This window comes from Paractinoplanes hotanensis (assembly GCF_023717965.1).
GTDB lineage: Bacteria > Actinomycetota > Actinomycetes > Mycobacteriales > Micromonosporaceae > Actinoplanes > Actinoplanes polyasparticus.
Genome location: NZ_JAMQOL010000031.1, coordinates 16790 through 41736 on the forward strand (window position 1 = coordinate 16790; position 24947 = coordinate 41736).

Below are 24947 nucleotides of genomic sequence, written 5' to 3' on the forward strand. Positions count from 1 at the left end.
CTCCTAGCTGTCAATTCTGTAAACCTGTTGGGTAGTCCACACACTCCCGGGCCCCAGCGCAAGTGGCGCACCGAGTGTGAGGCAATTTACCGTGCCAGCAGGGCGTGGGCACCCTGTGTGATCGCATCCTCCCCCACCAGCACATGCTGTGCTGCCGGACCCAGGGGAATCAGCGAATCAGCCGATGCGATACGGCGGGCCGCTCCGACGAAACCGCCGTCCACCAGGGCCGCCAGAACACCCTCGCCGACGCCGCCGGAGCGGCGCGTCTCGTCGACGATGAGCACGCGGCCGGTGGCGGCGGCCTCGCGGACGAGGTCGTTGACGGGCAGCGGATTCAACCAGCGGAGGTCCACCACTCGGGATCCGTAGCCCTGTTCGGCGAGCTTCGCGGCGACGCGGAGCGACATGCGCACCCCGTTGCCGTACGTGATGATGGTCAGATCGGTGGCGCTGCCGACCGGGTACGTGCGGGCGCGGCCGATCGGCACGTGCTCGGTGGCCCAGGCGCCCGGGCCCGCGTACGGGGCCAGCCATTCGTTGTCGCCCTGCTGGTGCAGGTCGCGGGTGTGGTAGAGCGCGATCGGCTCGAGGAAGACGCAGACCGTGCCGTCGGCGGCGGCCGAGGCCAGGCAGGAGCGCAGCATCGGCGCGGCGTCGCTGGGCCGGCTGGGCACGGCGAGGACCAGGCCGGGGATGTCACGCAGCACGGCCACCGAGTTGTCGTTGTGGAAGTGCCCGCCGAAGGCCTGCTGGTAGGCGAGCCCGGCGACCCGCACGACCATCGGGTTGCGGTAGGCCCCGGACGAGAAGAACGACATCGTGGCCGCCTCGCCGCGCAACTGGTCCTCGGCGTTGTGCAGGTAGGCCAGATACTGAATTTCGGGTACCGGGAGCTGCCCGTCCAGCCCCGCGCCGAGGGCCAGCCCGAGGATCGTCGTCTCGTCGAGCAGGGTGTCGAACACCCTTTCCTCGCCGAACCGCTCCTGCAGGTGCTTCGTGACCCCGTACACGCCGCCCTTGCGCCCCACGTCCTCACCGAAGACCTGGACGCCCGGGTGGTAGGCCAGGGCGTCGGTGAGCGTGGCGTTGATGGTCTGGGCGAGCGTGAGCGGCCCGGACTGCTCGGGCAGCTTGCCGCCGAAGGCGCGGGAGCGGGCGGCCGCGCCGGGGCCGAGGGCGCGCGAGGCGACCTCGGTGATCTCGTGGGCGGCACGCAACGGGCGGCGCGGGGCGAGCGGGGCGACGATCTCGGCCACGTTGGCCAGCTTGGGCTCGCCGAGCACCTCCTCGGCCACCTTGCGCACCTGCCAGCCGACCTCGTCGTAGCGGGTGACCACCTCTTCCGGGGTGAGCAGGCCGGCCTCGACCAGCAGCCGGGCCGTGCCGATGAGGGGGTCGCGGGCCAGGTCGGCGTTGATCTCGTCGGTGGTGCGGTAGGCGACCTCGGCGTCGGCGCCGGCGTGTCCCATGAGCCGTACGGCCGAGAGATGCAGCACAGCGGGCCGGCGTTCCCGGCGCACGAAGCCCGCGGCCTCGCTCGCCGCGTCGTAGGTGGCCGCGAGGTCGCAGCCGTCGGCCGCCGAGTAGCGCAGCCCGGGACGTGATCCGAGCATGGCCGCCAGCCAGCCGTCGGGCGTGGGCACGCTGATCCCGAGCCCGTTGTCCTCGCAGATCAAGAGCAACGGCAGGCGTACGCCCGAGTGCTCGAACCAGCCGGCCGAGTTCAGCGCCGCGGTCGCCGTGGCGTGGTTGGCCGAGGCGTCGCCGAAGGACGCCACCGCGATCGCGTCGCGCACCCACCGGCTGTCCGAGCGCGACCGGGACAGCGCGTGGGCCAGCCCGACCGCCCGCGGCAGGTGCGACGCCACGGTGGAGGTGGTCGGGATGATGTTGAGGTCGGCGCTGCCGAAGACCTTGTGGCGGCCGCCGGCGATCGGTTCGCGGGCCGAGGCGACGACGCCGCGCAGCACGTCGCGGGCGGCGTCGGGCAGGCTCTTGGCCCGGGCGCAGAAGAACGCGGCCGACCGGTAGTGCAGCAGGGCCGGGTCGGTGGGCAGCAGGGCGGCTGCGACCGCGGCGTTGCCCTCGTGGCCGGACGATCCGATGGTGTAGAAGCCCTCGTTGAAGCTGCGCAGCCAGCGGGCCGCGAGGTCGAGGTGACGGCTGGCGAGCTGGGCGTCGAAGAGTTCGAGGGCGCGGGCGCCGGTGAGGCCGGAGCCGTCGCGGACGGGGTCACCAGGGGCTCGGCGGTCGCCTGGCGGGGCGAGCGCCGACACAGCGTCCCTGAAACGCTCGTCCAGGTTCTGCGGGGTGGTCACCGGACCAGCATTACCGACCGGGGCGAGCCCCGCCATGGGAGAAAAGCGCCCACCCGCCGGGACCTGCGGCGGGGCTGGCAGACTCGGGTCATGCGTACCGAAGTGATCACGGTCCGGACCGGGTCGCGTCCCGTGGTGCGGGACATCACCCGGGAGGCCGAGCGGTTCGTCGAGTCCGAAGGGGACGGGCTGTTGCACGTCTTCGTGCCGCACGCCACGGCCGGCCTGGCCGTCATCGAGACCGGCGCCGGTTCGGACGACGACCTGCTGACCGCGATCGACCAGCTGCTGCCCGCCGAGGACAGGTGGCGCCACCGCCACGGCTCGAAGGGACACGGGCGTGATCACGTGCTGCCGGCCTGGATCCCGCCGTACGCGTCGCTGCCCGTGATCGGCGGCCGGATAGCCCTCGGCACCTGGCAGTCGATCTGTCTCGTGGACACCAACGGGGACAACCCGGAGCGCCAAGTAAGGTTCAGCTTCCTGCCCGGCTGAGTCACGAAGGTGAAGTTACTGGTCAGTACGTGTGTTGCGAATCGCGTACCCGCACGGTAGGCGTGACGATGCGCACGGCGAAGGGGCAGGATGGAGTTACACCCGCGCGACTCACACAATGGGACGCTCGGTCCGACACCCGACCAAGAGGAATGCCTGTGGCCACGGAGCGCAAGCGCCCGGTGATCAGCGACGGCCTGCCGAGCCAGCTTCCGGACATCGACCCCGAAGAAACCAATGAGTGGGTCGAGTCGCTCGACGGAGTCATCGACGAACGCGGCGCCAAGAGAGCCCGTTACGTTATGTTGCGCCTGCTCGAGCGGGCCCGGGAGCGACAGGTCGGCGTCCCGCCCCTGACCTCCACGGATTACATCAACACGATCCCGCCCGAGCAGGAACCCTGGTTCCCCGGCGACGAGTTCGTGGAGCGCCGGATCCGGGCCTACATCCGCTGGAACGCCGCGATGCTGGTGCACCGCGCCCAGCGCCCCGAGATCGGCGTGGGTGGTCACATCTCGACGTACGCGTCGAGCGCCAGCCTCTACGAGGTCGGCATGAACCACTTCTTCCGCGGCAAGGACCACCCCGGCGGCGGCGACCACATCTTCTACCAGGGTCACGCCTCCCCCGGCATGTACGCCCGGGCGTACCTCGAGGGCCGGCTCAGCACCGACCAGCTCGACGGCTTCCGCCAGGAGCTGTCGCACCCGGGCGGCGGCCTGCCGTCGTATCCGCACCCGCGGCTGATGCCCAACTTCTGGGAGTTCCCGACGGTCAGCATGGGTCTCGGCCCGCTGAACGCGATCTACCAGGCGCGCTACAACCGCTACCTGCAGAACCGCGGCATCAAGGACACCAGCCAGCAGCACGTCTGGGCGTTCCTGGGCGACGGCGAGATGGACGAGGTCGAGTCGCTCGGCGCGATCGGCCTGGCCGCCCGTGAGGAGCTCGACAACCTCACCTTCGTGATCAACTGCAACCTGCAGCGGCTCGACGGCCCGGTACGCGGCAACGGCAAGGTCATCCAGGAGCTGGAGTCGTTCTTCCGCGGCGCCGGCTGGAACGTCATCAAGGTCGTCTGGGGCCGGGAGTGGGACCCGCTGCTCGCCGCGGACACCGACGGCGCGCTGGTCAACCTGATGAACGTCACGCCTGACGGCGACTACCAGACCTACAAGGGCGAGTCCGGGGCGTACGTACGCGAGAACTTCTTCGGCCGCGACCCGCGCACCCGCAAGCTGGTCGAGGGCATGACCGACGACGAGGTCTGGAACCTCAAGCGCGGCGGCCACGACTACAAGAAGCTGTACGCGGCCTACAAGTCGGCGACCGAGCACACCGGCCAGCCCACGGTGATCCTGGCCAAGACGATCAAGGGCTGGACGCTGGGCTCGCACTTCGAGGCGCGCAACGCGACGCACCAGATGAAGAAGCTGACGCTCGACGACCTCAAGGGCTTCCGCGACCGCCTCTACCTCGACATCAGCGACAAGCAGCTCGAGGACAACCCGTACCTCCCGCCGTACTTCCACCCCGGCGAGAAGTCCGACGAGATGCAGTACATGCTCGAGCGCCGGCGCGAGCTGGGCGGCTCGATCCCGTCGCGGCGCACCAAGGGCAAGGTGCTGCAGATCCCCGACTCCAAGGCGTTCGGGGACGTCAAGCGGGGCAGCGGCAAGCAGAAGATCGCCACCACCATGGCCTTCGTGCGCCTGCTGAAAGACCTCATGAAGGACAAGGAGTTCGGCGCCCGGTGGGTACCGATCATCCCGGACGAGGCGCGTACGTTCGGCATGGACTCGCTCTTCCCGACCAAGAAGATCTACTCGCCGCACGGCCAGACCTACACGTCGGTCGACCGCGAGCTCTTCCTGTCGTACAAGGAGGCGACCAACGGCCAGATCCTGCACGAGGGGATCAACGAGGCCGGGTCGACCGCGAGCTTCATCGCCGCCGGCACGTCGTACGCCACGCACGACGAGCCGATGATCCCGCTCTACATCTTCTACTCGATGTTCGGGTTCCAGCGCACGGCCGACGAGCTGTGGGCGGCGGCCGACCAGATGACCCGCGGCTTCCTGCTCGGGGCCACCGCCGGGCGCACCACGCTCAACGGTGAGGGCCTGCAGCACGAGGACGGCCACTCGCTGCTGATCGCGGCGACGAACCCGGCCGTGGTGGCCTACGACCCGGCGTTCGCGTTCGAGATCGCGCACATCGTCGAGGACGGCCTGCACCGCATGTACGGCGAGAAGCAGGAGAACATCTTCTACTACCTCACCGTCTACAACGAGCCGGCCGTGCAGCCCGCCGAGCCGGCCGGGGTCGACGTCGAGGGCCTGCTCAAGGGCATCTACCGGTACTCCCCGGCGCCCGAGGCGAACGGCCCGAAGGCGCAGCTGCTGGCCTCCGGCACCGGCATGGCCTGGGCGCTCAAGGCCCAGACCCTGCTCGCCCAGGACTGGGGCGTCGGCGCCGACGTCTGGTCGGTCACCTCGTGGACCGAGCTGCGCCGCGACGCGGTCGAGGCCGAGGAGCACAACCTGCTGCACGTCGGCGACGAGCCCCGCAAGCCGTACATCCAGCGGAAGCTCGAGGGCACCGAGGGTCCGGTCATCGCGGTCAGCGACTTCATGCGCGCCGTGCCCGACCTGATCTCACGCTGGGTGCCGAACGACTACACCTCGCTGGGCACCGACGGCTTCGGCATGAGCGACACCCGGCACGCGCTGCGGCGGCACTTCAACGTCGACGCCGAGTCGGTGGTCGTGGCCACGCTGCGCCAGCTGGCGTTGCGCGGCAAGGTGCCCTCGCACGTGCCGGCCGAGGCCGCCAAGAAGTACGCGATCGACGACGTCAACGCCGCGCCGGTCGGCGAGACCGGCGGCGACAGCTGACGCAGAAGCGCCCAGGACGCCGGATTCGACCGAAAGGTCGAATCCGGCGTCTCGCGTCTCAGCCGTCGTCGGAACGCACCGATATGACCTGAGTGAGACAGAGCTTTCACGGCGCCAAGATCAGCCACAAACTTGTCGCCCTGGGACTCGGCGGAGTGATCGCTACGGCCGCCGTCCTGGTGGCCGTGGGCGCGGTGGTGAGCGGTGACTTCGCCGCCGGCACCGAACGCGAGGTGGTCGCGCAGAACGCCACTCACCTGAGCCGCCGGACGACCGACGTGACGACACTGGTGGAGTCGGTCGGGAACGAGGTGCAGCACAGCGTCGATGTGAGCATGCGGGCCGCCGCCGATCTGCTGGCCCAGCGCGGCGGGGTGAGCTTCCTCGACCGCACGACCACGTGGACCGCCACCAACCAGACGACCAAGGCCAAGAAGTCGGTGACCCTGCCCCGGATGGCGGTCGGCGGCACCTGGCTCGGCCGTAACACCGATCTCGGCGTGACCACCCCGTTCGTCGACGACGCGGCGTCGCTGTCCAGCTCGACGATCACGGTGTTCCAGCGGATGAACGAGGCCGGGGACCTGTTGCGGGTCGGCACGACCGTCAAGAGCGCGAGTGGCGCGCGGGCGGTCGGCACCTACATCCCGGCGACGGGGGCGGACGGCAAGCCGAACGCGGTCGCCGCCGCGATCCGGTCGGGGAAGCCCTACCGCGGTGTGGCGCTGGTGGTCGACGCCTGGTTCATCTCGGTGTACGACCCCATCAAGAACGCGGCCGGTGAGGTGATCGGCGCGCTCTACGCCGGCGTGCCGCAGTCTCAGGCGCTGGAGAACCTGACCGCCGCCGTCAGCGCGGGCGAGGTCGGGACAAACGGCTGGATCACGCTCTTCAGCACGGCCACGGCGGACGCGGGACGGGTCATCGCGTCCAGCATCGACGGCGCGGCCGGCCAGTTGGACATCTCGTCGACCGACGCCGACGGCACCAGATACGTCGAGGAGATCGTCACCCAGGCGCGGACGCTGTCCGACGGCGGCACGTGGTCGAAGACCTACCAGCTGCCCGGGTCGGCGGGCGCGCCGGCCGGGCCGACCAGCACAACGGTCGCCTTCTACCCGCCGTACTCGTGGGCTGTCGCGGTCGGCGGCTACGACGCGGACACGGCGGGCGCGATCGAAACGGTTCGCGACGGCCGGCGGCAGATGCTGGTCACCTTCGTCGTGGTCGGGCTGCTGCTGGCCCTCATCGGCGGCACGATCGCCGTCGTGCTCGCCCGGCGGATCTCGCGTCGTCTGGCCGGGCTGACCGGTGGCCTGTCGCGGCTTGCCAAGCGCGACCTCACCGTGGCCGTACCGGTCAGCGGCTCCGACGAGATCGCGGTCGCCGGCGCCGAGCTGAACTCCGCGGTGGCCGAGCTGCGCGCCGTGATGGCTGACGTCACCGCCGCCTCGCACGACGTGGCCGGCACCGCCCAACGGGTCGCCTCGACCGGCGGCGAGCTGGCCGGTTCGGCCGAGACCGCCGCGTCGCGGGCCGGCACGGTCAACATCGCTGCCGAGGGTGTCTCGCAGGTGGTGCAGACGGTGGCGGCGGGCGCCGAGGAGATGGGCGCCTCCATCTCCGAGATCTCGAGCAACGCCCAGGACGCGGCTCGGGCCGGCCGGGACGGTGTGGGGCTGGCCGCGGCCGCAGCCGACGTGATCAGCGAGCTGCGCGTCTCGACCACCAAGATCGCCGACGTGGTGCGGCTGATCGCCGGCATCGCCGAGCAGACGAACCTGCTGGCCCTGAACGCGACGATCGAGGCGGCCCGGGCCGGCGAGACCGGCAAGGGCTTCGCCGTGGTCGCCACCGAGGTCAAGGAGCTGGCCCAGGAGACCGCGCGGGCCACCGAGGACGTGACGGAGCGCGTCGCCGCGATCGAGAGCGACACGAGCCGGGCGGTCACCGCGATCGAGGCCATCACGGCCCGCATCGCGCAGGTCAACGATTATCAGACGGCCATCGCGGCGGCGGTCGAGGAGCAGGCCGCGACGACCGCCGAGATGGCGCGCAACATCTCCGAGGTCGCCTCGGGCAGCCGGGACATCGCCAGCGGCATCGGCGCGGTCACTGGCGCCGTCGATGGAACCCGGCACTCGGTCTCGGTCTCGCACCAGGCGGCGGACGAGCTGAGCACCACCGCTCGCAGGCTGACCGGCCTGGTCGACCGGTTCACGGTGTGAGCTTTCTCCGGTGCCCCCAGAGGACCTGGTAGTGGCTCATCCAGCCGGCGGCGGCGCGCAGCGGCTCGGCCTCGAGCCGGCACGGCCGCCACTGGGCCTGCCGGCCGCGCGAGATCAGGCCGGCCCGCTCGAGCACCTTGAGGTGTTTGGAGACGGCCGGCAGGGTCATGGCGAACGGCTCGGCGATCTCGTTGACCGTGGCCGGGCCCTCGGCCAGCCGGTCCAGGATGGCCCGCCGGGTCGGATCGGCCAGCGCCGCGAAGACGACGCTCAGCTGGTCCGTGGCCGTCACCGTGGTCCCGTCCAACCGCCCCACCGCCGCCCGTGAAACGGACTGAAGGCTGTCATGCGGGGACGTAGGTGACCACGTCGACGCCGGTCTTCGTCTGCCAGGTGCCGGTGAGCGACAGGGCGATCTTCGTGCCCTCGGCCCAGAGCTTGCGGCCCTCGCCCTGAACGACCGGGAAGACCATGATCCGGTACTCGTCGATCAGGTTGTGCCGGGTCAGGTAGTTGACCAGGTCGGCGCTGCCGTTGATCAACAACGCGGCCGGACCGGCCTTGAGCTCGCGCACCGCGTCGGCCACCTCGCCCCGAAGGAAGGTCGCCTTCCACTCCGGCTCGGTGAGCGTCGTGGTGGCCACGTGCTTGGGCATTGAGTTCATCCTGACGCCGAAGTCGCCGGTGGCGGCCTCCATCTGCGGCCAGGCGGCCTTGAAGCCCTCGTAGGTCTTGCGGCCCAGCAGCAGCGCGTCGGCCTCGCGGAGATTCGCGTCCTGCCAGCCGCCGAGCTCGTCGTTGAAGTAGGGCCCGCTCCAGCCCGGCTCCTCGAAGACGCCGTCGAGGGTGACATATTCAACCGCAACGATCTTCCCCATGAAAATCCACTCCCAGCTCGCTATTTTATCTTCTGGTTAATTAACTGATCGGTAAATTACGGTCACCCCATGCACCCGTCAAGCCACGGAGGGTCTGGACCGGCACTCTCAGGTTTTCGTAAGCTCCCGGTGACAGACCTTCCCGAGAGGTCAGTGATCCTCTAATCTCCGAGGAAATTTCGCCTTTCGAGGAGGCCGGATGGCCGTCGCTCATGGAGTTCCGGTCCTCGCCACCCCGGTCGAACCCGTTCGGCGGTCGTGGATAGGACTGCTCTTCGCGGCCAATCTCGGACTCTGGATGGCGTACTTCACGCCCATCCAGATCCTGTTGCCGCTCCAGGTCGCCGAGATCACCCCGCAGCACAAAGAGCTCTGGCTCGGCATCGTGACCGGCATCGGCGCCGTCGTCGCCATCGTCATCAACCCGCTGGCCGGCATGCTGTCCGACCGGACCCGGATCAAGCTGTTCGGCCGCCCCTACGGCCGCCGGCACATCTGGACGCTCGCCGGCTGCGCCCTCTCGGTGCTCTCGATCGCCGTGCTGGCCGAGGCGCCCAACCTGCTGGTCGTGACGCTGGCCTGGTGCTTCGTCACCGTCGGGATCAACACGATGCTCGCTTCGCTGACCGCGGCCGTGCCCGACCGGGTTCCCGTGGTCCAGCGCGGCCTCGTCTCGGGCTGGATCGGCATGCCGCAGGCGCTCGGCCTGGTGATCGGGGCCATCCTGGTCACGGCCGTGTTCACCGACATCGGCACCGGCTACATCGCGCTCGGCCTGGGCCTGGTCATCCTGACCACGCCGTTCGCGCTGCTGACCCAGGACGACCCGCTGCCGCCCGACCACCCGATCAAGATCCGCTGGAAGATCGACCTGCGCGGCAAGCCTGACTACCTGTGGGCCTGGGGCACCCGCTTCCTGGTCCAACTGGGCAACGCGCTCGGCACGCTCTACCTGCTCTACTTCCTCAGCGACGCGGTCAAGCTGGCAGACCCGGAGACCGGCCTGCTGTACATGATCCTGCTCTACACGGTGGGCATGATCGGCACGGCCATGCTCGGCGGCTGGCTCTCCGACCGGCTCGGCCGCCGCAAGATCTTCGTGGTCTGGTCGGGCGTGCTGATCACGATCGCGGCCGCCCTGCTGGCGATCTGGCCGACCTGGCCGGTCTCCCTGGTGGCGGCGCTGCTGTTCGGGGCCGGCTACGGGGTCTTCCTGGCCGTCGACACCGCGCTGATCACCCAGGTGCTGCCGTCGGAGGGCGACCGGGCCCGTGACCTCGGCGTGGTCAACATCGCCAGCGCCGCCCCGCAGGCGCTGGGCCCGCTGCTGGCCGCCCCGATCGTGACCCACCTGGGCGGCTACCCGGCGCTGTTCGGCCTCACCGGCATCGTCACGCTGGCCGGAGCCCTGGCGGTGATGAAAATCCGTTCAGTGGCCTAGGTACCCTTAGCGGGTGACTGTTCGAGTACGCTTCGCCCCTTCCCCGACTGGCATGTTCCACGTCGGTGGCGCCCGCACGGCGCTGCAGAACTGGATCTACGCCAAGCAGCACGACGGCGTCTTCGTCCTGCGCATCGAGGACACCGACGCCGCCCGCAACCGTCCCGAGTGGACCGAGGGCATCCTCTCGGCGCTCGACTGGATCGGTATCGAACGAGGGACGTACGAGGGCCCGTACTACCAGTCCTCCTACGCGCAAGACCACCTCGCCGCCGTCACCCGCCTCTACGGCGAGGGCAAGGCGTACTACTGCGACTGCAAGCGTGAGGACGTCATCGCCCGCACCGGCAACCAGCACACCGGCTACGACGGCTTCTGCCGCGACCGGGCCCTCGGGCCGGGCGAGGGTCGCGCGCTGCGCTTCCGCACGCCCGACGAGGGCGAGACGGTGGTGGCGGACCTCGTGCGCGGCAAGCCCACGTTCGAGAACAAGCTGATCGAGGACTTCGTCATCGCCCGCAGCGACGGCTCCCCGCTGTTCCTGCTGGCCAACGTCGTCGACGACATGACCATGGGCATCACCCTGGTCCTGCGGGCCGAGGAACACCTGCCCAACACCCCCAAGCAGCAGCTGCTGTGGGAGGCGCTGGGTCACACCCCGCCGACCTGGGCGCATGTGCCGGTCATCGTCAACGAGAAGCGCCAGAAGCTGTCCAAGCGCCGCGACAAGGTGGCTCTGGAGAGCTACCGCGACGAGGGCTACCTGGCCGCCGCCATGAAGAACTACCTGATGCTGCTCGGCTGGGCCCCCAGCGGCGACCGCGAGATCGTGCCGTGGGAGGTCATCGAGGACGAGTTCCGCCTCGAGGAGGTCAACCACGCGTCGGCGTTCTTCGACATCAAGAAGCTGCGCGCGTTCAACGGCGACTACATCCGCGCGCTCTCGGTCGAAGAGTTCATCCAGCTCTGCACGCCGTGGCTGAGCGGCACCGACACCATCACGGCCCCGCCGTGGCAGCCGTCGGACTTCGACGCCGACGTGTTCACCGCGGTGGCGCCGCTGGCGCAGACCCGCATCGCCGTCCTGTCCGAGATCGTGGAGTACGTCGACTTCCTCTTCCTCGACGACCTCACGTACGACGAGGCGTCCTGGGCCAAGGCCATGAAAGAGGGCGCCGGCGAGATCCTGGACGCCACGCTGACCGCCTACGAGGCTCTCGAGGAGTGGGCGGCCGAGCCGCTCAAGGCCGCGCTCGAGGCGGTCGGCCTGGCCCGTGAGCTCAAGCTCGGCAAGACCCAGGCGCCCGTACGCGTCGCGGTCACCGGCCGCTCGGTCGGGCTGCCGCTGTTCGAGTCGATCGAGGTGCTCGGCCGGGAGCGCACACTCGCCCGCCTCCGGGCGGCGCGGGCGCGTCTTACCGCCTGAAAAGCACCCTTTATCGCATAGGGGGCCCGGTCGGCCATTCGCCCGCCACCGTAACGGTGGTGAAATCCGCTGAGCGGGTGACCGGGCCCCCGACGCGTTGCGCGGAGTGGGTACTATTCGGCCCGCTGATCAACGGCCGTCATCGTGTCGAACGTCATCCCCCAGATGGCACCAATTCGTCCGGCCCGAGATGCGCCCGGGCTTCCGCTCGGGAAGGCTGAAGGCCTCGGTCGTTCCACGGCGCCAGCCGCGGCAGCGATGAAAGGTGCGCGAAGCCATGTCCACCACGGGGCGGGGAGGCCGGACGATGGTTCGAGGGGCTATGAAACGGTTCGTGTCGGCGGCCGGAGTTGTCGCGATGACCGCGGCGCTCGCGATCGGGCTGGCGCCCGGCGCCGCCCTCGCCGCCGAGGCCGCACCGAAGCCCGCGGCCAAGCCCACCAACATCCAGATCGCCGGCAAGGACATCGACGAGACGATCGTCATCACGGTGCTCTCGAGCAAGCGGCTCTTCGGCAGCCTGCTGAGCGAGGTCAACTGGATGGCCTCGGCCCGCCCGCAGACGACCGCGCTCAAGGCCGACAAGCTCGGGCCGAAATACACCGTCACGGTACTGGCCAACAAGACCGCCCTGCAGAAGTACGAGCTGTTCCCGATGGCCGTGGGCGGCCCGCGGGCCCACCGCCCGGCCAGTCAGCCCGGCAACAAGAAGGTCACCGACGGCTGGTTCTACGGCCGGCTGACGATGTCCGAGACGCTGCGCGTCAGCGGCGTGCCGCTCAAGGCCAAGCCCGACGTGGTCGGCGGCATCGGCGGCGGCGTCGGCGAGGACCTCGACGCGGCCGCTCAGGAATCGGCCGACGCCGCGCAGGTGCTCGGCGAGATGCGCCGGCTCTACCTGCTCAACGGCGGGGTCCTGATGATCATTCTGGTCGGCCTGGCCGGCATCGCGTTCCTGATCCGCCGCCGGGTCTAGTGGCCGTTCGGAGCAGGCACTAGCGCACCGGGGTCGCGAACGCCGGGCAGCCGTCGTCGCAGTTCTCGTCGGCGTCGAAGGCGTCCAGCACCCGTTCGTCGGTGGCCACCTGTTCCACCTGGGAACCGGTCAGCGCCGGCTTCCCGCGCTGCGCGCCGGCGTCCCGCTCCCCCACCGCCATCACGGCCAGCGCGCGGTTGCCGCCGATCCGCCGGGCGATGGTCTGCCGCACCTGGCGGTCGGCGTCGCTCACGTCGTCGTAGCGGACGAACTCCAGGCCGCCCACGTGGTCCGGGCGGGCACAGGCGTCCGGCTCGGCCGCCACCGGGAAACACCATTTCCGGCGTACGTCGAAAATTGCGACCTGAACCGTGCCGCGTCCCCGCCCCTGCTCGTCGGCGATGCCGTACGCGCGCCAGCCGTCACCCCGCCGCTGCGACGCCGGCACGACCTCCAGCCGGCGGCCCTGGACCAGGGGCTCCACCACCTCGAGCACCCCGTCGGCGGTCGGCGGCGCGGGTGCCGGCGCCTGGCTGGGCGCCGCCGGCGTGACCGCCACGACGCCCGCGGCGCCGGTCGAGATGGTGGCCGGCGGCGACTCGATCAGGGTGGCGGTCAGCAGATAACCGAGCACGACGATCAGCCCCGCCGTCCCGGCCCCGGCCAGCAGCACGGCCTGGGTGCGGCGCCGGCGCACCCGAGCGGCCCGGCGGAAGACCGCGTCGACCTCGTCGCCGAGTTCCGGCTCCCCCTCGAGCACGTGCTCGAGCAGCTGTTTCAGCGGCCCGCTCATCCGGCCATCGCTGCCTCGGACTCGCCGAGCAGCTTCTCCAGGGCGGCCAGCCCGGCCCGCTCGTAGGCGACCACCTGGTCCTCGTCGAGGTCGAGCATGGCCCCGGTGGCGTCGGCGTCGAAGCCGTCCCAGTGGCGCAGCACCAGCACGGCCCGGCAGCGCGGGGTGAGCTTGTGCAGGGCGTCCAGCAGCAGGATCGACTCGGCCTCGATCCCGGCCGTGCCGGGCGACGCGACGAAGACGTGCTCGCGGCGGCGGTTGCGGCGGCGGCAGGCCTCCATCAGGTCGGCGTACGCGTAGATGTCCGGATCGGCGACCACGCCCCGCCGGCTGTCCGCCACCAGGCGGGCCAGGGTCGCGCGGGTCAGCTCGGTGGCCATCCGCCAGTCGCCGCACATGAGAAAGGCCGAGCGGCGCAGCTGGGGCAGGCGGCTGGTCACGAACTCGCGCAGGGACGTGTCGTTGTCGCCGGACATAGGCCCTTTATAGGTGCCGGACGGGCCGCTTCGGTGCCGAACCGGATTACGCCACCCGGACGGCGGCCTCGACCAGGCGCACGAGATCTTCGAGGTCGGCCTCGAAATCGCCGGGGCCCGCCGCGGGCGGCAGACCGCCGGTGACCTCGCCGGTCGCGTACCCCAGCAGGAACGCCAGAATCATGCGGGCCAGCCGCGGCACGTGCCCGCCGGGGACGCCGGCGTCGTGCAGGACCCCGCGCAGCGCGGCGCTGAGCCACGAGGCCGAGGCGCCGGCCGGGCGGTTCAGCAACAGCGGGAAAGCGCCCGGGTGACGGCCGGCGAGGGCACGCACGGCCCGCCCCAGCGCCCGCAGGCGATGCCGCCAGTCCGGTTCGCCGTTGTCGCCGACCTCGTCGCCGAGTTCGAGGTTGAGCAGGTCGACCAGGCCGTCGAGGAGTGCGTCCTTGCCGCCGACGTACGGGTAGAGCGCCATCGAGGTGAGCCCGACCCGCTCGGCCACCGCCCGCATCGACATGGCGGCCAGCCCCCGCTCGTCGACGAGCGCCAGCGCCTGGTCGAGGATCAGCCGTCTCTTGTCGTCCACCGGTTCACCGTTCCGGCTTCGCGGCCCGGGCGCCGGGACGCGCCCGGGAGCGGGCGGACGGCTCACCCGACCGGGGTACCGGGGTTGCTCAGCACCAGCGCCCCGGCGGCCTTCCCCGCCCGGCGGCGCGGCGGCGCGGGCGGACGGCGCCGTGCAGGTGGCCACCGGCCCAGCCGTGCAGTTCGGTGCGGCAGCCGACCCGGCTCGGTCCCGGGTCGTCCTGGACCACCGGTTCTTCTACCACCGGCACGGCGATCGCCGGAACCGGCGCCGTCTCGGCTGCCCGCTCGGGATCCATCTCCCGTTCCGTCATCTCGCCTCCCCTCAAACTGTCGCGGTCTTTCATCGGCAGTCCACGCCTCGCCCTTACCCGGACGGGCGCCGGTCTGCCGACGCTAGGACGACACCCTGCCAGGTCACCGACCGGAATCGCGGCAGGGGCGCACCGCTACTCCGGACCAAAACCTCGAATCGGCACGAAACTCACCCCTCCCGCGCTCGTGGCAGGCTAAGGGGCGTGTCCGAGACCGTGCCGGCCAAAGGTGCCGCGAAGCCGCCCCCGGCCGCCACCCTGCGCCGGATCGAGCGGCATGCCGGCGCATTGGCCACCTCGTCGGTCGCCCGCATGGACGAGACGCTGCCGTGGTTCCGCGCCCTGCCGGCCGACCAGCGCTCCTGGGTCATGCTCGTGGCCCAGGCCGGCGTCCGGTCGCTGGTCGAGTGGCTGCGTTCGGGTGGCGTGGTCGCCGCCACCACGCAGGAGATCTCCGACGAGGTCTTCGCCGCCGCCCCGCGCGCCCTGGCCCGCTCGCTCACGCTGACCCAGACCGTGCAGCTGATCAAGGTCACTATCGACGTCGCCGAGACCGAGGTGGCCGCCCTCGCCGCCCCGGGCGAGGAGGAGCCGCTGCTCCAGGCCATCCTGAAGTTCTCCCGTGAGATCGCCTTCTCGGCAGCCCGGGTCTACGCGCGCGCCGCCGAGTCCCGCGGCGCCTGGGACGCCCGCCTCCAGGCGCTGCTGGTCGACGCGCTGCTGCGCGGGGACTCGTCCGACGTGCTGGCCAGCCGGGCCGCGGCGCTGGGCTGGGCCGACGCACCCCCGGTGGCCGTGGTGGTCGGCCGCTCGCCGGGCGGCGACATCACCGCCGTGCTGCACGCCGTCTACCGGGCCGCCCGCCGGGCCCGCATCGAGGTGATCGGCGGCGTGCACGGCGACCGGCTCGTGGTGGTCATGGGCGGCGCGTCCGACCCGGTGGCCACGGCCGAGGCACTGGCCGACAGTTTCGGCGAGGGTCCGATCGTGGTCGGCCCGGCCGTGCCCTCGCTCGACCACGCCACCGTGTCGGCCCGCGCGGCCCTGGCCGGCTTCCGGGCGGCGCCCGCCTGGCCCGGTGCGCCGAACCCGGTGGCCGCCGACGACCTGCTGCCCGAGCGGGTTCTGGCGGGCGACATGGAGGCGCGGCGGACGCTGCGCCACGACGCCTACGGAGCCCTGGCCCGCGCCGGCAGCGGCCTGCTGGAGACGCTGGACGCCTTCTTCGCTTCCGGCGGCGTGCTGGAGAGCGCGGCCCGCGAGCTCTACGTGCACCCCAACACGATCCGCTACCGGCTCAAGCGGGTGACCGAGGTGACCGGCCTGTCGCCGCTCGACGGCCGCGGCGCCTTCGCCCTGCGGGTAGCCCTCACCGTGGGCCGCCTCGACCCTGCGACCTAATTCACTAACCGTCGTTCGATCTGAGGACGCCCCCTCAAAACGGACCATATAGGGCGATTCACGGGCGCGTTTGTAGGGTTTCTACAACCGTTGTCGTAGGGTTTGGTGGCCGCCGTCAACCCCGCAACCGCGCCCGATCCGGAAGAGTCGACTACGTGCTCGCCGTACTCTCCCCCGGCCAGGGTTCCCAGAAGCCCGGCTTCCTGTCCCCCTGGCTCGCCCTGCCCGGCGCCGAGACCAAGCTGCGCTGGTGGTCGGCCCTCGCCGGGGTCGACCTGATCCACCTCGGCACCGAGGCCGGCGCCGACGAGATCAAGGACACCGCCCGCACCCAGCCCCTGCTGGTCGCGGCGTCGCTGCTGGCCGCGGGCGAGCTCCCGCTGGATCGCGTCGACGTGGTCGCCGGGCACAGCGTCGGCGAACTCGGCGCCACCGCCCTCGCCGGCGTGCTGCCCGCCGAAGCCGCGGTCGCCCTGGCCGGCCTGCGGGGCCGCGAGATGGCCGCCGCCTGCGCCCTCGAGCCCACCGGCATGAGCGCCGTGCTCGGCGGCGACCCCGACGAGGTGCTGGCCGCGATCGAGAAGCACGGCCTGCACCCGGCCAACCTGAACGCCACCGGCCAGGTCGTCGCCGCCGGCTCGCTCGACGGGCTGGCCGCGCTGGGCGAGGAGCCTCCGGCCAAGGCCCGCGTCCGCGCCCTCGAGGTGGCCGGCGCGTTCCACACGCCGTACATGGCGCCCGCCGAGGCCGCCCTGGCTTTGATCGCCGGCGGCGTCTCCGTCGCCGACCCGGTCCGCACCCTGCTGTCCGACCTCGACGGCACCGCCGTCACCGGCGGCCGCGAGATGGTCGAGCGCCTGGTTCGTCAGGTCACCGCGCCCGTCCGCTGGGACCAGGTGATGCGCACGCTGGCCGGCCTGGGTGTCACCGGCGTGCTCGAACTGCCGCCCGCCGGCACCCTGGCCGGTCTCGTCAAGCGCGAGCTCAAGGGCGATGGGGCCCCCGAGATCGTCACCCTCAACACGCCGGACGACCTGCCCGCCGCCCAGGATCTGATCGCCCGGCACGGTGGACACCCGATCGAAGGAGCAACACGATGACCGCGGGCACCCGCATTCTCGCGATGGGGCATTACCAGCCCTCGCGCGTCGTCACCAACGACGACCTCGCGGCGACGATCGACACCAACGACGAGTGGATCAAGAGCCGGGTCGGCATCGCCGAGCGGCGCGTCGCCGACGGCGAGTCGGTCGCCGACATGGCCACCTTCGCCGCCGAGAAGGCGCTGGCCGCCTCCGGCCTCACCGCGGCCGACATCGACCTCGTCACGGTCGCCACGTGCTCCGCGGTCGACCGCTGTCCCAACGTCGCCACCCGGGTCGCAGCCCGCCTCGGCATCAACGCCCCGGCCGCCTACGACCTGAACACCGCCTGCTCCGGCTTCTCGTACGCCCTGGGCACCGCCGACCACGCCATCCGGGCCGGCGCCTCACGCAACGCCCTGGTCATCGGGGCCGAGAAGCTGTCGGACGTCACCGACTGGACCAACCGCACCACCGCCGTCCTGTTCGGCGACGGCGCCGGCGCCGCGATCGTCACCGGGGTGGCCGACGGCGAGCAGCCCGGCATCGGCCCGGTGCTGTGGGGCTCGGCGCCCGAGAAGGGCGACGCGCTGCGCATCGAGGGCTGGCAGCCCTACATCGAGCAGGACGGTCAGACGGTCTTCCGCTGGGCGACCACCGCGCTCGCCCCATTTGCGCTCGAGACCTGCGAGAAGGCGGGCATCAAGCCGTCCGAGCTCGCCGCCTTCGTGCCGCACCAGGCCAACACCCGCATCATCGACGGCATCGTCAAGCGGCTGGGCCTGGGCCCCGAGGTCGTCGTGGCCAAGGACATCGTGCACTCGGGCAACACCTCCGCGGCCAGTGTGCCGCTGGCCCTGTCGAAGCTGATCGAGAGCGGCGGGGTGCCCTCGGGCGCGCCGGTCCTGCTCTTCGGCTTCGGCGGCGGCCTCACCTACGCCGGTCAGGTCGTCCGCTGTCCGTAAGCGTCCGACCAGCCGGAGCAGTCCCCACCATTGAGAGGAACTACCAGTAATGGCTACTCGCGAAGAGATCACCTCGGGCCTCGCCGAGATCCTGGAGGAGGTCGCCGGCGTGAACCCCGACGACGTCGCCGAGGGCAAGTCCTTCACCGACGACCTGGACGTCGACTCGCTGTCCATGGTCGAGGTCGTGGTGGCCGCGGAGGAGAAGTTCGGCGTCAAGATCCCCGACAACGAGGTCCAGAACCTGAAGACCGTCGGTGACGCCGTCTCCTACATCGAGGCGAACCACTGACATGAGCAACGTCGACGTCGTCGTCACCGGGCTCGGCGCGACCACCCCGTTGGGCGGGGACGTCGCGTCCACCTGGGACGCCATGCTTGCCGGCCGCTCCGGGGTGAGTCGCCTCACCCTGGAGTGGGCTGAGCAGCTCACGGTCAAGATCGGCGCTCAGCTCAAGGTCGACCCGTCCGAGGTCATCGAGCGGGTCCGCATGCGCCGGCTCGACCGCTCCGAGGCGATCGCCCTGATCGCTGCGAAGCAGGCCTGGGCCGACGCCGGGCTCGAGGAAGCCGGGCTCGACAAGGAGCGCCTGGCCGTCAGCTTCGGCAGCGGAATAGGGGGTGCCCTCACGCTGCTCAGCCAGGACGACATCCTCGAGGAATCGGGCCAGCGCAAGGTCAGCCCGCACACGGTGCCGATGCTCATGCCCAACGGCCCCGCCGCCTGGGTCGGCATCGAGCTGGGCGCGCAGGCCGGGGTGCACGCCATGGCCAGCGCCTGCGCGACCGGAGCCGAGGCCATGTCGCTGGGTCTCGACATCATCCGCTCGGGCCGGGCCGACGTGGTCGTGGCCGGCGGCACCGAAGCGGTGATCCACCCGCTGCCGTACGCCGGGTTCGCCAACATGCGCGCCATGTCCACCCGCAACGACGAGCCGGAGAAGGCCTCCCGCCCCTGGGACAAGGGCCGTGACGGGTTCGTCTTCGGCGAGGGCGCGGGCGCGCTCGTGCTGGAGCGGGCCGACCACGCGAAGGCCCGCGGCGCGCACATCTACGCCCGGCTGGCCGGCGCCGGCATCACCTCGGACGGCTACGACATCGTCCAGCCCGACCCGGAGTGCAAGGGCGGCGCGCGCGCGATGACCCGGGCGATCCGCGACGCCGGTCTCACCGGCGCCGACATCGCCCACGTCAACGCGCACGCCACCTCGACCCCGGTCGGCGACATGGGCGAGATCATCGGCATCAAGGCCGCGATCGGCACCCACCCGGTGATCACCTCGACCAAGTCGATGTCCGGCCACCTGCTGGGCGCGGCCGGGGCGCTCGAGTCGATCGCCACCATCCTGGCCATCCGGGACAGCGTGGTGCCGCCCACGATCAACCTGGACGACCCGGACGACAAGCTCGACCTCGACGTGGCCGCGCACAAGGCCCGTCAGCTCGACATCCCCGCCGCGATGAACAACTCGTTCGGCTTCGGCGGTCACAACGTGGCGCTGGTCTTCACCCGCGCCTGATCGTTCCAGAATGAGGCCCGGCCGTCCGGCCGGGCCTCATTCTGTCTGCGCAGTTCCCAACACTCGGCGCGCGCCCGACGAGACGAGACGTCTCGTCTCGGCACGGAATGCGCGAGACGAGAAGGTTCGTCTCGTTGCGTCGGCGAGACGAGACGTCTCGTTCAGCAGGCGGTTCGGGGCAGGCCGGGCACGGCTACAGGTGACTTGCCGGGGGCCTTCGCCTTGCCGGCCAGCACGGCGGCCAGGGCGGTCAGCGAGAGCTTGCTCGACGAGTACGTGGCCACCAGCACCGGCGACTTGGCCGAGGCCAGCAGGTACGGGGTGTCCATCATGACTGTCACCCGGGCCGCCGGGTCGAGGTCGACGCTCTTGTCGCCGTACCCGACGAGATGCACCACCGTGCCGCCCGCCGCCCGCACCTGGAAGCCCTGAGCCTGCAGCGCCCGGACCAGGTTCACTCGCGCCACCTCGCGTCCACCGGAGGCGGTGACCGTGACCGGGCCGGTCAGCAGCGCCCCGGAGCAGGGCCCCTTCAGCACGGTGATCGAGGCGGCGTCGAGAGCCGCCACCGCCTTTTCGTGCTCCGTCGTAGCGGAGGCGGCCAGCGGCGGGCGGGTAGTGCCGCGGAACTTCAGCGTGAGGATGCGGGTGACGGCCTCGACCAGCCGTTCCTTCTTCAGCGAGCCGTTCTTCAGGCCGGCCAGGATGCCGTCGCGGGCCGCGCCGATGTTCGGCGGCATGAGCAGCATGTCGTTGCCGGCGTTGAGAGCTCGCACCGCTGCCTCGCCGGGCGCCCACTTCATCGCGGGCGGCATGTTCATGGCGTCGGTCATCGCCACGCCGGTGAACTTGAGCTGACCGCGGAGCACGTCAGTCATGATCTTTTTGGAGAAGGTGGCCGGCACGCCTTTGTCGAGCGCCTGCACGTCGAGGTGGCCGGACATCACGACGCCCGCGCCCGCTCCGACGCCGGACTGGAAGGGTGGCAGGTCCTGGGCTGTCCAGGCCGCCTTGCTCTGCGACACCACCGGCAGCCCCTCGTGGCTGTCGCCGCTCGTGTGCCCGTGGCCCGGGAAGTGCTTGAGGCCGGCCGCCACCCCGGAGCTCTCGAGGCCCCGAACGGCCGCCGCGACCTGCTGGGCGTTGGCCTTGGGGTCGGAGCCGAACGCCCGTGAGCCGATCACCGTGTTGGCCGGCGGCCCCAGCGTGTCGGCGACCGGGGCGAAGTCGACGGTGATGCCCATGGCGGCCAGTTCGGCGCCGGCTGCCTTCCAGGCCGCCTCGGTGAGCTTGGGCCGGCCCGCGGCGCCGGCTCCCATCGCCGAGGGCAGCATGGTCACGCCCTCGGTGATGCGGGTGACCACCCCGTACTCCTGGTCGGTGCCGATCATCAACGGGGCGCCACCGGGCAGCTTCGCCGCGGCCGCCTGCAAGCCGTCGGTCAGCTCACGCACCTGCTTCGGGTTCTCGACGTTGGTGGTGGGGTTGGTGGCGCCGGTCGGATCCTTGGCGGTGAAGGCGACCAGGATCAGGCCGCCCAGGTGGTACTTGGCGATCATCTCGGCCGGCGTGTCCACGCCGGCCAGGCCCTGATTGCCTGCGGCCGAGCCCTTGTCGACGGCCGTGGCGGAGCTGCCGTAGGCGTACGGCATGAGAACCTGACCGGCCAGGTCGGAGTCGCTCATCGCGGACACGGCGGACGCCGCCCGGGTTGCCGGGTCGCCGGTCTGGGCAGCCGATGAGGGCGCCACCGACGGCGGAGGCGCGGCGGATGTGCTCGTGGCGGGTTCCGGCTCCTCGTCCGAGCCGCACGCTGCCACGGCCAGCAGCAGCGGTACGACCAGAGCCGCCGTCTTCCTCACACCCGCCCGTTTCATCACGCCCGTCATCGAATCAGCACCGGGTTGCCCCGGCACCTCGGGGGCCCGAATTGCCCACCCTTCGGCGGACGGCCCGGGCCGCCCGGGATCGCATTCCCGGGCCACGGCGTGGCGGACGCGCGATACGGCCCGTGAAATGATCCGCGGCCCGGCCCGCCCCGGATCGCTTTCCCGGACCACGGCGTGGCGGACGCGCGACACCGCCCGGGAAGTGGATCATGAGTGGCGGGCGTCAGCCCACCCGGGTCAGCAACGTCACCGGCGCGCCGTCACCGGCGTACCGGTAGGGCTCGAGCTCGGAGTCCCAAGCGGTGCCCAGAGCCTTGTCGAGGGCATGCGAAAGGGCCTCCGGCGCTCGCGCGGAGGCCATGATCGCGCGCAGCCTGTCCTCGCCGATCTGGATGTCCCCCGACGCGCCCATGATCCCGTGAAAGAGGCCGCGACCGGGCACGTGCATGAAACGCTCGCCGTCAACACCCGGACTCGGTTCCTCGGTCACCTCGAAACGGATCATGGGCCACTGCCGGAGGGCAGCAGCCAGCTCGGCGCCAGTACCGGCGCGCCCGGTCCAGCTGCACTCGGCGCGCCGCATGCCGGGATCGACCGGCTGCGGCGTCCAGTGCAGGGTGACCGGCGCGGTCAGTACGCGCGCGATCGCCCACTCGACGTGCTGGCACACGGCGAGTGGAGTCGAGTGGACGTATACGACGCCACACGTTGGCACGGTGACCTCCCGGAGACCGAGGTGCGTCTTCCCCTACGACCTCGACCGCGGTTGATCGTGTCCCATGATGCCGGTTGCTACGGATGGTGCGCCAGAGAATCGGCAACATCGACATCGGATCGGCCGTAGTGGCACACCTTGAACAACGCTCCAACCTGCTCGGACGGCACGGTCCCGTCGACATCGTGTAGAGTTACCAAGGCCTTTTTTCTGCGTTCCTCAAGGAGTCCCGCCGTGGCGAGCAACACCTCAAAGACCGCCCGCGCATCAGTCCGCGCCGGCCAGGGATCTGGCGGCGCTCTGAGCGTGCTTGGTGAGTACAAATACCTCATCCCGCTCGCCAACGGCCGTTTCGCGTACGTGCGTAACCTGACCAACGGCAAGACCGCGCACCTCAAGACCGACTCGGACGCTTTCGTCGAGGAGGTCCGCATCCTGGCCGCAGCCGGCCACGGCGCCAAGATCCGCGCCGAGCTGACCGCGCTCGACGAGGCTCACCCCACCGACGGCTGGGGCGCCACCGAGAAGCGCCTCGTCGACGCCGGCGTCTTCGAGGGCTGAGCACCGATCGCTGAAAGGCGCCCCGGCCGATGGCCGTGGGCGCCTTTTCGCATGCTGAAGATCAACGCACGGAGATCATCCGGGCAGGATCACGACTTAACGGACGATCAGGGCAGCAGGTCGACCAGGCCCGTGTCGAGGTCGTAGACCGCGCCCACCACGGCGACCCGGCCCGACGTCACCGCGTCGGCCACCACGTCGACCGCGTTCAGCCGGCGCACCGTGCGGCCGACGTGGGCCCGCATCGCCTTTTCGGGCGCGTCGGGGTCGTCGACACCCACCCCGCGCACGGCCGGGGCGATCTCGTCGACCAGATAGCCGATCTCGCCGGCCGGGATCTCGCCCGCCCGCAGCGCGGCGACGGTCGAGCCGACAGCGCCGCAGCGTTTGTGGCCCAGCACCATGATCAGCGGAACGCCCAACTCGGCGACCGCGAAGCCGACCGACCCCAGCACGGCCCGGTCGAGCACGTGCGCCCCCGAGCGCACCACGCAGATCGACCCGAAGGTCTGGTCGAAGATCGCCTCGAGCGGCACCCGCGAGTCGATACAGCCGAGAACGACCGCGTGCGGCTGCTGGCGACCCGAGGCGGCGGCCGCGGCTGACACCTGATGCCCGTGCTCGGGGCGGCCACTCACGAATCGCTTGTTGCCCGCTAGCAGTTCTGCCAGGGCGTCCTCGGCGTCCGTGATCGGAACTGAGGGCCCTGCCGACGGGTCGGTGGTCATACGAGTGATTCTCACTCAGATCGGCCGCATGGACAGGGAGTGCGAGGCAACTCACGTTCCGCACGGGACTTTCGGCCCTACCGGTCTCCGTGTCCCGGAATCTGCCGGTGGCTTTTCCGGAGATCGCGAGTGATGATTATTACCCGTGGGTACGGAGGGGGTCGTGCGAATCTCGGAGGTGCCCATGGCGGAGCTGACCCTTCCCGATGACGTACGCCTGCATATCGAGGCACACGGCCCGGCCGACGCCCCGGTCACCGTCGTTCTGCTGCACGGGTGGTGCCAGGACAGGCGCACGTGGCAGCACCAGGTCGCCGCGATGCGGGTGCTCGGCGCCCGCCGCCCCCGCGTGATCACCTATGACACCCGTGGCCACGGCCGGTCCGGCGCCACCCGTCTGGCCGGCGCCACCCTGGCCCAGCTGGGTGACGACCTCGCCGAGGTGCTCCGCCGCTACGCGCCCACCGGTCCGATCGTCCTCGGCGGCCACTCCCTGGGCGGCATGACGATCATGGAGTACGCCGCCGCCCACCCGACCACCTTCGCCGACCGGGTGGCCGGCCTGCTGTTCGTCTCGACCACCGCCGAGGGCCACACCCACACCCAGTACGGCCTGCCGTCCCGGCTGGCCGCCCTGATGCGCGCCGGCGAGACCGTCGGGGCCGGCCTGCTGGCCCGCTCCGGCGCGTGGTGCCCGCACCGCGCGCTGCTGCCCGCGCTGCGCCCGGCGGTCCGCTGGCTCCTCTTCGGCGACGAATGCGACGACGAGGCACTCGAACTGGCCATGCGCGCCTTCGGCCGGGCGCCGTTGCGCTCGGTCGGCGGCTTTCGCGCCTCGATCGGCACCCAGCAGCGCCTGGAGACCCTGGCTGCCCTGGCCGACGTGCCGGCCGCGGTGCTGGTCGGCTCGCGCGACCGCCTCACCCCGCCGGCCTGCGCGCGCTCGATCGCCGGGGCCCTGCCCTTCGCCGACCTGAGCGTCCTGTCCGGGGCCGGTCACATGCTGCCGCTGGAGCGGCCGCAGGAGGTCTCGGCCGCCCTGACCGGAATCGTGGAACGCGTGACGCCGGCCCGTCGCCGGGTCAAGCGGCGTGCCGCCACGCAGCTCAAGAAGGCCGCGTAGCCGGTCCGAGCGCCCCCACCGGGTCGAATCACGCCGATGTCCAGGCCGGGTGAGACGCCAGTGGCGTCGGAGGAGTAGGTTCGAGTGCTCCCTTTTTTGCGAGCACGCTGCCCGAACGCGTGCACCGGGGGCC

23 protein-coding genes are annotated in these 24947 nt (G+C 71.1%); 13 read left to right on the top strand and 10 right to left on the bottom strand.

What is annotated here, in order from left to right; genetic code table 11:
* Positions 1-86: 86 nt before the first annotated feature.
* On the bottom strand, positions 87-2357 hold the full coding sequence (locus LXN57_RS22535; protein WP_251800159.1) for a thiamine pyrophosphate-dependent enzyme: 2271 nt from the start codon (positions 2355-2357) through the stop codon (positions 87-89).
* A gap of 54 nt (positions 2358-2411) precedes the next feature.
* On the opposite strand from LXN57_RS22535, the gene LXN57_RS22540 reads away from it, so the two are divergent.
* The 3 genes from LXN57_RS22540 to LXN57_RS22550 all read left to right on the top strand — a co-directional run bounded on the left by LXN57_RS22540 (position 2412) and on the right by LXN57_RS22550 (position 7941).
* Positions 2412-2816, top strand: a complete 405-nt coding sequence (locus tag LXN57_RS22540; protein WP_251800160.1) for a YjbQ family protein — start codon at positions 2412-2414, stop codon at positions 2814-2816.
* A gap of 158 nt (positions 2817-2974) precedes the next feature.
* Complete coding sequence (gene aceE, locus LXN57_RS22545; protein ID WP_308206648.1) at positions 2975-5713, top strand: pyruvate dehydrogenase (acetyl-transferring), homodimeric type; 2739 nt, start codon at positions 2975-2977, stop codon at positions 5711-5713.
* 92 nt (positions 5714-5805) lie between these two features.
* A complete protein-coding gene (locus LXN57_RS22550; RefSeq protein ID WP_251800161.1) occupies positions 5806-7941 on the top strand; it encodes a methyl-accepting chemotaxis protein in 2136 nt (711 codons plus the stop codon).
* Here LXN57_RS22550 and LXN57_RS22555 read toward each other — a convergent pair.
* Together LXN57_RS22555 and LXN57_RS22560 are read right to left on the bottom strand one after the other, a co-directional pair.
* Positions 7931-8248 carry an ArsR/SmtB family transcription factor gene (locus LXN57_RS22555; protein ID WP_251800162.1) on the bottom strand — a complete coding sequence of 106 codons (318 nt, stop codon included), beginning with the start codon at positions 8246-8248 and terminating at the stop codon, positions 7931-7933. The genes LXN57_RS22550 and LXN57_RS22555 overlap by 11 nt on opposite strands.
* Before the next feature lie 37 nt (positions 8249-8285).
* Positions 8286-8819 (bottom strand): dihydrofolate reductase family protein, encoded by a 534-nt coding sequence (locus tag LXN57_RS22560; protein ID WP_251800163.1) that lies wholly within the window; start codon positions 8817-8819, stop codon positions 8286-8288.
* Between the two features lie 199 nt (positions 8820-9018).
* Here LXN57_RS22560 and LXN57_RS22565 point away from each other — a divergent pair, with 199 nt between their 5' ends.
* From LXN57_RS22565 to LXN57_RS22575, 3 genes are all read left to right on the top strand, one after another.
* A complete protein-coding gene (locus LXN57_RS22565) occupies positions 9019-10260 on the top strand; it encodes an MFS transporter (RefSeq protein WP_251800164.1) in 1242 nt (413 codons plus the stop codon).
* A 13-nt stretch (positions 10261-10273) separates the two neighbouring features.
* A complete protein-coding gene (gltX, locus tag LXN57_RS22570; protein ID WP_285904659.1) occupies positions 10274-11686 on the top strand; it encodes a glutamate--tRNA ligase in 1413 nt (470 codons plus the stop codon).
* A 322-nt stretch (positions 11687-12008) separates the two neighbouring features.
* Positions 12009-12662, top strand: coding sequence for a hypothetical protein (locus LXN57_RS22575; protein WP_251800165.1), 654 nt, complete (start codon positions 12009-12011; stop codon positions 12660-12662).
* Positions 12663-12681: 19 nt separating this feature from the next.
* Here the strand turns inward: LXN57_RS22575 and LXN57_RS22580 are convergent, their stop codons facing one another.
* The 4 genes from LXN57_RS22580 to LXN57_RS22595 form a co-directional block, all read right to left on the bottom strand.
* Positions 12682-13455 (bottom strand): hypothetical protein, encoded by a 774-nt coding sequence (locus LXN57_RS22580; protein ID WP_251800166.1) that lies wholly within the window; start codon positions 13453-13455, stop codon positions 12682-12684.
* The gene (locus LXN57_RS22585; protein WP_251800167.1) at positions 13452-13931 is read right to left on the bottom strand and encodes a SigE family RNA polymerase sigma factor; all 480 of its coding nucleotides are present in this window, start codon (positions 13929-13931) and stop codon (positions 13452-13454) included. Before LXN57_RS22585 ends, LXN57_RS22580 begins: the two co-directional genes overlap by 4 nt.
* A 46-nt stretch (positions 13932-13977) precedes the next feature.
* Positions 13978-14517, bottom strand: a complete 540-nt coding sequence (locus LXN57_RS22590; protein WP_221376368.1) for a TetR/AcrR family transcriptional regulator — start codon at positions 14515-14517, stop codon at positions 13978-13980.
* Between the two features lie 88 nt (positions 14518-14605).
* Positions 14606-14830: a hypothetical protein gene (locus LXN57_RS22595; protein WP_251800168.1), complete on the bottom strand. Its 225-nt coding sequence runs from the start codon at positions 14828-14830 to the stop codon at positions 14606-14608.
* A 204-nt stretch (positions 14831-15034) separates the two neighbouring features.
* On the opposite strand from LXN57_RS22595, the gene LXN57_RS22600 reads away from it, so the two are divergent.
* The 5 genes from LXN57_RS22600 to fabF all read left to right on the top strand — a co-directional run bounded on the left by LXN57_RS22600 (position 15035) and on the right by fabF (position 19798).
* Positions 15035-16231 carry a PucR family transcriptional regulator gene (locus LXN57_RS22600; RefSeq protein ID WP_251800169.1) on the top strand — a complete coding sequence of 399 codons (1197 nt, stop codon included), beginning with the start codon at positions 15035-15037 and terminating at the stop codon, positions 16229-16231.
* Positions 16232-16386: 155 nt separating this feature from the next.
* Positions 16387-17331, top strand: a complete 945-nt coding sequence (locus tag LXN57_RS22605; RefSeq protein ID WP_251800170.1) for an ACP S-malonyltransferase — start codon at positions 16387-16389, stop codon at positions 17329-17331.
* On the top strand, positions 17328-18278 hold the full coding sequence (locus LXN57_RS22610; protein WP_251800171.1) for a beta-ketoacyl-ACP synthase III: 951 nt from the start codon (positions 17328-17330) through the stop codon (positions 18276-18278). The genes LXN57_RS22605 and LXN57_RS22610 overlap by 4 nt, the downstream gene beginning before the upstream one ends.
* A 49-nt stretch (positions 18279-18327) precedes the next feature.
* Positions 18328-18570, top strand: coding sequence for an acyl carrier protein (locus LXN57_RS22615; RefSeq protein WP_184953034.1), 243 nt, complete (start codon positions 18328-18330; stop codon positions 18568-18570).
* A 1-nt stretch (position 18571) separates the two neighbouring features.
* A complete protein-coding gene (gene fabF / locus LXN57_RS22620; RefSeq protein WP_251800172.1) occupies positions 18572-19798 on the top strand; it encodes a beta-ketoacyl-ACP synthase II in 1227 nt (408 codons plus the stop codon).
* A 161-nt stretch (positions 19799-19959) separates the two neighbouring features.
* On the opposite strand, the gene LXN57_RS22625 is transcribed toward fabF, so the two are convergent.
* Both LXN57_RS22625 and LXN57_RS22630 read right to left on the bottom strand, forming a co-directional pair.
* Positions 19960-21687: a glycoside hydrolase family 3 protein gene (locus LXN57_RS22625; RefSeq protein ID WP_438872900.1), complete on the bottom strand. Its 1728-nt coding sequence runs from the start codon at positions 21685-21687 to the stop codon at positions 19960-19962.
* 223 nt (positions 21688-21910) lie between these two features.
* Positions 21911-22402 (bottom strand): DUF3145 domain-containing protein, encoded by a 492-nt coding sequence (locus LXN57_RS22630; RefSeq protein ID WP_221376373.1) that lies wholly within the window; start codon positions 22400-22402, stop codon positions 21911-21913.
* A gap of 234 nt (positions 22403-22636) precedes the next feature.
* Here LXN57_RS22630 and LXN57_RS22635 point away from each other — a divergent pair, with 234 nt between their 5' ends.
* On the top strand, positions 22637-22963 hold the full coding sequence (locus tag LXN57_RS22635) for a hypothetical protein (RefSeq protein ID WP_251800173.1): 327 nt from the start codon (positions 22637-22639) through the stop codon (positions 22961-22963).
* Between the two features lie 107 nt (positions 22964-23070).
* On the opposite strand, the gene LXN57_RS22640 is transcribed toward LXN57_RS22635, so the two are convergent.
* Positions 23071-23691: a carbonic anhydrase gene (locus tag LXN57_RS22640; RefSeq protein WP_251800174.1), complete on the bottom strand. Its 621-nt coding sequence runs from the start codon at positions 23689-23691 to the stop codon at positions 23071-23073.
* Between the two features lie 178 nt (positions 23692-23869).
* Here LXN57_RS22640 and LXN57_RS22645 point away from each other — a divergent pair, with 178 nt between their 5' ends.
* Positions 23870-24814: an alpha/beta fold hydrolase gene (locus tag LXN57_RS22645; protein ID WP_251800242.1), complete on the top strand. Its 945-nt coding sequence runs from the start codon at positions 23870-23872 to the stop codon at positions 24812-24814.
* Positions 24815-24947: the final 133 nt, after the last annotated feature.